This window comes from Ensifer sp. YR511, from assembly GCF_900103045.1.
GTDB classification, from domain to species: Bacteria; Pseudomonadota; Alphaproteobacteria; order Rhizobiales; family Rhizobiaceae; genus Ensifer; species Ensifer adhaerens.
This window is the reverse complement of sequence record NZ_FNGR01000049.1, coordinates 26222-34490: the sequence shown is the minus strand read 5'-3', so window position 1 is coordinate 34490 and position 8269 is coordinate 26222. Positions and strand designations below refer to the sequence as shown.

4 protein-coding genes are annotated in these 8269 nt (G+C 63.1%); all 4 read right to left on the bottom strand.

From position 1 onward, the window contains the following. Positions 1-5506: beta strand repeat-containing protein (locus tag BLU15_RS36235; RefSeq protein WP_176960471.1), on the bottom strand; the 5506-nt coding region annotated here is incomplete at its 3' end. Positions 5507-5689: 183 nt separating this feature from the next. Next, the gene (locus tag BLU15_RS36230) at positions 5690-6763 is read right to left on the bottom strand and encodes an AraC-like ligand-binding domain-containing protein (protein ID WP_176960470.1); all 1074 of its coding nucleotides are present in this window, start codon (positions 6761-6763) and stop codon (positions 5690-5692) included. A gap of 901 nt (positions 6764-7664) precedes the next feature. Further along, positions 7665-7934 (bottom strand): hypothetical protein, encoded by a 270-nt coding sequence (locus BLU15_RS36225; protein ID WP_090302063.1) that lies wholly within the window; start codon positions 7932-7934, stop codon positions 7665-7667. A gap of 20 nt (positions 7935-7954) precedes the next feature. Next, entirely contained in the window at positions 7955-8254 is a 300-nt protein-coding gene (locus BLU15_RS36220) for a DUF982 domain-containing protein (RefSeq protein WP_090302061.1), read from the bottom strand. Between the last annotated feature and the right edge of the window lie 15 nt (positions 8255-8269).

Below are 8269 nucleotides of genomic sequence, written 5' to 3'. Positions count from 1 at the left end.
ACAGCTCCGCATCCTCGTCGGTCGGGTCGGTCATCCGGTCGTAATGGAAGGACACGCCGAGCAGTGCTTTCTCCGACAGCAGATAGTCTGCGCCAAGCGAGACCATGCCGAAGTTGCCCCACCTGTCGTCGTCGTCCTTGCGGCGGTGCATCAGGAACGTGCTGTCGAGCCAGATGTTGAAGGGCGAGGCTTCAGCCTGGTCAACCCCATCGGCCCTGTCGCGCGCGGCCTCCATTTGGGCAAGGCTGGTGGAAAAGCCGAGTGTGACGCCATCGGTGGAAGGTGTCATGCGCGTGGTGACCGTGTCTGATCCCGCGGCCATCCGCCGCCGGTCGAGCAGACCCGGCACCTTGATGGTCGAGGCGATCAGGTTCTGCCGCGTCCGCACGAAGTCACGCACGAGCGCATCGATCTCCGCGGCATGCCCGGACGCATCGAAGGCGAGATTGTAGGTCACGGTCCCGGTGTTGGAAGTACCAAGCGCGCTGACCATACGAAAGCCGATGCGCACCCGACCGGAATAGGCCTTGTTGGGCGTGAACTTCAGATACCAGCCAATCGGGGCTACCGCCGGACCAACCTGTGCCAACTCGCCCTGGATGATGGACGCCGTTCCGGCCTGGGCCGGCTCGACAACGGTCGCCTCGGCCGCGATGAACGGACCACCGGTGGCGCCGCGATTGAGATAGACGTCCGGCGGCGCCGATCCGGTCGGGACATCGACCACCTTGTCGGTGACGGTGATCGCGCGGGCCTGGACTTTCACGGAGTAGCTTACCGTTCCCGTTGCGCCGTTGCTGTCGCGAACCTCGATCACAAACGTGTAACTGCCTCCGGCGTCCGCGGCCAGCGGGCCGGTCAGTTCACCCGTTGAGACGTTGAGGACCATGCCTTTGGGCAAGGCGCCGGATGCAAGGCGATAGAGCATTGGGCCGGTTCCGCCTTTGGCGGCGATCGGCTGGCTGTAGTCCTCGCCGGCCATTGCTTCCGCGAGCGCTCCAGCGGGTGGCTCGAAGGTGAAATCGACCGGAGCCGCTGCAACCACGATCGAATAGCGCGCGGTTCCCGCAGCGTTGTTGGCATCTGTCGCCGTCACGGTGAAATCGTGGTTTCCGGCCCGGGTTGGAGTGCCGCCGATCGCGCCGGTCGCGCCGTCGAGCTCGAGGCCCGCAGGAAGCTGGCCCGATGTGATCGCATATCGATAGGGCGCGCCTCCGGCCGAGGCGGTGACGGTGATGCCGCTATAGGCGCCTCCGGCGGTTCCACTCGCCAGCGCACCAGCCGGCGGCGAGAAGGTGAGAGTCGGTGCTGTCACTGTGATCGCCACCGTTGCGGCAGGCGAGGTGCCGGTGGCGTTGGTGCCCACATAGGTGAAGCTGTCGGAACCGGAATAGCCCGGTGTCGGGGTATAGGTGATCGCCAGTCCCGACACGGCGGCCGTGCCGTGCGCCGGCTGGGCGCCGATGGCCACGGAATTCGCTGGGCCGCCGGTGAGATCGAGCCTGATCGGGTTGGCTGCGGAGTTTGCTGCGACAGTCGCCCGCACATCTTTGGCTGTCGGAGCCTGGATGACGATGGCGATCGAGTAGCTTGCGGTTCCCGTTGCGTTGTTGGCGTCGGTCGCTGTCACGGTGAAATTGTAGCTTCCGGCCGTCGTCGGCATCCCCGAAATGCGACCGGTGATGCCATCCAGCGCAAGGCCTGCAGGCAGTGCGCCTGAAGTCACGGCATAGCGATAGGGCGCGGTGCCGGCCGACGCGACGAGGGTGACGTCATAGGCTGTCCCGACGATACCCTCGGTCAACGTGCCCGCTGAGGGCGAGAAACTGAGGGTGGGGGCGGTGATGGTGATCGTCACCGTCGACGCCGTGGACGTGCCGGTGGCATTGGTGGCGGTGTAGGTGAACCTGTCGGAGCCGGAATAGCCCGGTGTCGGGGTGTAGGTGATCGCCAGTCCCGACACCGAAGCCGTGCCGTGCGTCGCCTGCGTGCCGATGGTCAGAGTATCGGCGATCCCGCCGCCGAGATCTGGTGTGACGGGGTTGGCCGTGGAGTTCGCTGCGACCGTTGCGCTCACATTGCCGGTGGTCGGCGCCTCGACCGCAATGGCGATCGAGTAGGCTGCCGTCCCCGTGGCGTTGTTGGCGTCGGTGGCCGTGATCGTGAACGGGTAGTCCCCGGCGGTCATCGGCGTTCCCGATATGAGGCCGGACGCTGGATCGAGCGTCAACCCGTCCGGCAGCGTGCCGTTGACGGCGTAGATGTAGGGGGCGGTGCCGGCTGATGCCGCGACCGTGACGCCGCTGTAGGCGGTTTTGGCGGTACCGCCGGGCAAGGCGCCGGCCACGGGCGAGAAGCTGAGGGTCGGCGCAGAAACGGTGATGGTCACAGTCGCCGCATTCGACGTACCGGTGGTGTTGGTGGCGGTGTAGGTGAAGCTGTCGGAGCCGGAATAGCCTGGTGTCGGTGTATAGCTGATCGCAAGTCCCGAAACTGAAGCTGTGCCGTGGGATGGCGACGTCCCGATGGCCAGCGTATCGGCAACCCCGCCGCCGAGATCGAGCGCTACCGCGTTCGCCGTGGAGTTTGCCGCGACCGTCGCGCTCACATCGCCGACGGTCGGCGCCTCGACCGCGATCGCGATCGAGTAGGCCGCTGTCCCCGTGGCGTTGTTGGCGTCGGTGGCCGTGACCGTGAAGGTGTAGTCTCCGGCGGTCGTCGGCGTTCCCGAGATAAGACCGGACGGTGGGTCGAGTGTCAGCCCATCGGGCAGGGTGCCGTTGACGGCGTAGGTGTAGGGTGCGGTGCCGGCTGCGGCCGTAACGGTGACGCCGCCATAAGCGGTCGCGGCCGTTCCACCCGATAGGGCGCCAGCCGGCGGCGAGAAGGTGAGGGTCGGCGCAGAAACGGTTATCGTCACGGTCGCGGCGGCGGACGTGCCGGTGGTGTTGGTGGCGGTATAGGTGAAGCTGTCGGAACCGGAGTAGCCAGGTGTCGGGGTGTAGGTGATCGCCAGTCCCGAAACCGCAGCCGCACCGTGCGTCGGCTGGGTGATGGCCAGCGCGTCCGCCGCGCCGCCACTGAGGCTGAGCGTCATCGGATTGGCCGTGGAGTTCGCCGCAACCGTCGCACTCACAGCGTTGGCGACCGGAGCAGGCTTTGGTGTGACCGAACCGGACAGATGGGAGACCGGACCGGGGCCGATGCTGTTGGTGGCCGTGACTGTGAAGGCGTAGACCGTGCCGTTTGCAAGGCCCTTCACGGTGATGGGACTCGATCCGCCGGTTGCCACGGCACCACCTGGATCAGCCGTCACGGTGTAGATGCTGATCGGCGTGGTGCCCGCGTTCATAGGGGCGGTGAAGCTGACCGTCGCCTCGCCGTCACCCGGCACAGCGCTGACGGCTGTCGGTGCGTCCGGAACTGCACCCGCGCGATTGACGACGATGTCGTAGGTCGCCTTCGTGACGACGTCCTGCGCCGTAACCACGATGCTTATGGCGTTGTCGCCGACCTGGAGGCTGACGGGAACGCTGCCCGGCGCCGAGACGACGGCTCCGTTGACCGAGACGATGGCGCCGGGATGTGTGCTGGCCGGCGTGACGGCGATGTTGGCCACGTTGTTGCCCACCGAGACCGTGTAGCTGGTGGTGCCCGCGTCGAAGCCGGGAGCGAGCGCGCCGTCTGATAGGCCAATGCCCGAGAGGCTGGCATCGCTGGAGGGCGCGACGATCATGGGCGTGCCGCCGGTGAACGCGCTTGTCATCTCGTTGCCGGCGATATCCTTTATGCCCGTGCCGGCGGACAGGCTGAGAGCCAAGGTGCCGTCTCCTGAAACATCCGCCAGATGAACTCGATAGGACCCGCCCGATCCCGACACGCTGTCGATCGTGCCTTGTGCCGTTCCCGTTTTCGCCAGGGTGAACTTGCCGATGTCCACGGCCGTGACCGGTTCGGAAAACGCGACATCGAACACCGTGCCCGTCGCACCGGGCTTGATTGAAGCGACCGTTGGCCGGACGCCGTCGATCCTGATGTCAGACGTGTCGGCAATGTTGCGCAGTGTTACGTCTGCGTCCGCTACGTGGTAGTAATCCTTGATTGTGGCGCCTTCGAGCGACATCGACCCGATCGCGATTCCGTCTTCGTCGAGATCGTTTTCGACAACCGTGTAGGCGAACCTCATGGTGCTCCAGCCATATCCGATCAAGTTCATCCGTCGCTCGACAGCGCCAAGGACGGCCTTGAGGTGCGGGACTCCGTTGCTGATGGCGATCTTCTGATCGAAATCCACGTCGAACATCAGCGAGGCGCCGATCGCGTAGGTTCGTGCGGGTGTGTTGACCGGCTTGACGGCAGTGACGACCGGCGTGGAGCCGTAGGTATAGCCGTTCGCGCGCGTCACGGAGGTGTTGTCGACGGTCGTCACGGTCACATCGGCCGGTCCGGCCGTTCGTGCCGGCGCAATGGCGGTAATCCGGGTGGCGCTGTCGACGGTGAACGTGGTGGCAGCCGTGCCGCCGAAGGTAACGGCACTCACACCGATGAAGTTGGTGCCGGTGATGGTCACGGACTGTCCACCGGCCGTACTTCCGGTGGACGGGGTGATACCGGTGATCGTGGGAGGTGCGGCGCGCGTGACGACCACCCGATAAATCCTCCTGGTCATGCGGTCTTCGGTTGTGACGATGATATCGACTGTGTTGCTGCCAACATCGAGCGGAACATTCGTCGATGCGCCCGACACAGCGCTGACCCCGTTGATCGTCATCGTCGCAGTGGCGCCGGTGGCGGACGGTGTTACCGCAAGGGTGGAAACGCTGTGGGCCACGGTGGCCGTATAGCTGTGTCTGCTGGTGTCGAAGGCAGGCTCGAGCGTGCCGCTCGACAGGACAAGAGCGGAAAGTAAGGCGTCTCCAGGATTGCTCTTCGTGACACAGACCACCTCCATACGCCAGGGGGATGTCGTGGTGCTATAGTTTATGGTTTCGACGAAGAGACCACCTTGAACGAGGTCTTTCCCTGATATCGATGCGGATTCGTCGCCGGTTACCGTGCCTGCCTGATTCTCGACCGACATGTATTGGGCGCCTATTTGGGCGACCGCGGAAAAGTATCCGTAATCCACGTAGGTCGGATTGCGGATCAGGTCGATATGGAGCTGGTCCGTGGTTTCAAAGTCCGTTTTTGGATAGGTCCCCGAGAAGAAGCCGACCTCTTTCCCGTTGAGATCCGCAACGATATCCTCGCACCCTTTCGATGCGAACGCCTCTCCCGCCGCAGCCAGAAGGCCGAAAAGAAGAAAGGTCAACGCTGCCAGCAACCGGACCTGATTGCGCCAAAACCCGCGCAGCTTTGCATCCTTCGGTCCCGGCTCAGCCGGCGCTGCGACGCGCGTTCGTTCGACGATGCGATCAGACAGCATCGCCGAGGTGCTGCCGCCGCTTGCACTGTGAACGGCCGGGCTGCGGGAGCGTGCGGCACTGGCCGATCGGTAGCTTGTCATGACGAATTTCTCTCAACAAAAACCGCGCCATGGCAGGCGCGCTTCGTGTTAGCTCGGAGAAAGCGCCGTCTTCAATTGGCGGAGGCGGTCAGGCGCGGAAATGCGCACCCCGTGCCAATGACCCTGCATTTATTGCCAAATCGGCGGTCTCGACGCCACGCCTACCGTTTGCCGTGCAGGTCCCTATCGCCCGATCAGGCCGATCCATTGCGACCAGTCGGTCGCCGACAATCCGGGTGAGGATTTCAGCAGGGTGGGATGATGCGCCGAAAGATGCCGCAGCTCCCGCGGCGACATGCCGAATTCCCGCCGAAAGGCTCGGCTGAAATTTGCCGCGTTGGTAAAACCATGCGCTGAGGCGAGGTCTGCGATCGCAACGCGCCTGTATTCCGGCGCTCGCAGGTTTATGAAGGCGCGCCGCAGCCGTTGCTGCGCCAGGAAAACCGAAAATCCCCCAACCAGCTCCAGAAGCCGGTAGATCGTTCGGCGCGACAGACCGAATGCGCCCATGACGCGCTCCACGGTCAGATCGGGTTCGAGCAGGTGGTCGGTTATGTAGCGCCTGACCGCGATCGACAGCGCATGGCCGACGCTTGCTGCATTGCCCTCGTTCGTCTGGCTGTTGATCGCAGCGCCGGCAAGATCAAGCAGCGGAGACAGGACCGCCTCCGCGTCGCCGACGGAGATATGATCCAGCTGTTTGTGCAGGCTGCCGAGCGTATCCCTCAACAGCGAAACGAGCGGCATACTCGCCGGTAGGACCAATTCATGATTGTCGTCCGGGCGCTTCAGACGGGGCGCCAGCATCTGGCGTGGAATGGCGAGGCTTAGATGCTCATGATCGATCGTGGATGTGGCGAGGGGTTGTGCCATATCGATCACGTAGAGATCGCCAGCGCGGGCGATGCGGTCGGAGTTGCCGCGGCCTCCGCTTTCGCCGCTAACATAGAACTGTACGAGATACCCATCCATGCCGTCCCGGGCGATCTTGTAGCGCGACCGATCGAAATCCTGGCTTTTCGATCGGGTCCGTGCAACGCCGACACTCCCTATCAGGGCCGCATCGACGCTGGCAAAAAATGGTTCGTCTGACGCGCCGCGAAGACGCGTGTCGAACAGCACGCCGATCGACTCGCGCCACATCAGATGGGCGTCCTGCTGCCGCATGCCTGTCGTGTCGAATCGAGAGCGCGGCAATCCGAAGTGCTCGATATCTGTGACCTGCAAGCTTGCAGTCGCTTCAAATGACTTGTTCATAGCCTTCATTCATTAGGGCGAGCTTGCGATTGATTTCTATTGGAAGCGCAAGTTATTGAAAACTTCCGGTAAAGCAACCGCAGGCGGTGGGATCGCCACATGAGCGCTGAGGGAGTTGAGCCGGCGGGTCTTTCGAAGAATCGGGCGCCTAGCGATAAACGCACGAGTTAGGTAGTAGCTAACCGTCTCATGCGCAGCGTCATCGGCGCCAGGTAAAGCCTCAACGTCGATGATGATCGTCGGCGTGGCAGAAAGCGTCGGTTGCCACAGAACAGGCTCGACGAGACCGAGAAAAACGGCTCCCCGATTGCGACGGCGCCAGCAATCAGGACCGAACAAAGTAAGGCTTTAGCTGGACGCTGGCGCTCTGCTCAATTGGTTCGTTTCCCATCTGAGAGACAGCCTTTACGACTTCCGATACGCTCGCCCGATTGTCGCTGGCCACAAAACGCGGGTGCCTTTGGGAACCTCGATGCGAAGCTCCAGCTCTTCACTCACGGTATCGTAGTATTGCGCTAGTGCAGCCCACAGGCGCCCGACCTCGACACGCGCTATCGGGTCCTTGTCCTAATCAAACGAGGCTGGCCTGCCCAAAACGTCGATCGCAATGGTATAGGCCTGTACCCGGTCAGATCGGCTCGCGAACAATTCATCTACTAGATAGAGCAAGCTTCCGATGGCGATGGGTCTCCGAAAACGGCGTTCGGCGAGGATACAACTCAGTGCTGCTCGCGCTTCACGTTCCGCAACGGAACAATGAGCTGGAGCGCGGCCCGCGTGGATGGAAAGTGATTGTCGCGGCAGTCTACCATCGACGAAAGCGCCGCATCTTCAACTGGAGCATCATCGGGAGCGGATGGTTCGGACGAATGGCGCGCCGTGAGGACGGCGCGCCATGTGTCTAGTTGATTGTGGTGTCGCCGAGCCCTTTGTCATGCTCATGCATCGATCCGGACTTTGAACGACGCGCCTCGCGCCACATTGCTGCTTCGAAGAGAGCCGTCTCGTCGCGAATACCAGCCCGAAATTCATGCAACAGGTAGGTCGCGAGGCGGTCGGCACGCTCGCTGGGCCTGTCAATCTGGCACCACATGCAGACCCGGTCGAAGATGGCTTGCAGGAAGTTCAGCTCGGTCGGGCTTATCCAGGCACTTTCCAAGGGGTCAAACATCGGAGCATCCCCATCCTCGACTATGCGGCAGAGGGCCTGTCATCGCCTCTCGGCCTGGTGCGGTGGGCTAGCCCTTTCGCTGGAAGGCCCGCCTCCAGACACGCAGCGACAAAAGCTTCACGCGCGACCGCAACCGGCGCCCTTCGGTTAAGCGCGCGTCGACAAACTTCGACGGTTTGCTCGTAGCGCCGTCCGCGCCGCCGCGGCCACTCGTTCTCCAGAAAAACGAGCGCGTCGAATACCGATGAAAAGGTGCGATTGGTGCCGTTCTGGAACGTTACCTGCAACGGCACAGACCATGGCATCTCCGGAAGATACATGTTTCCCTCCTTCCT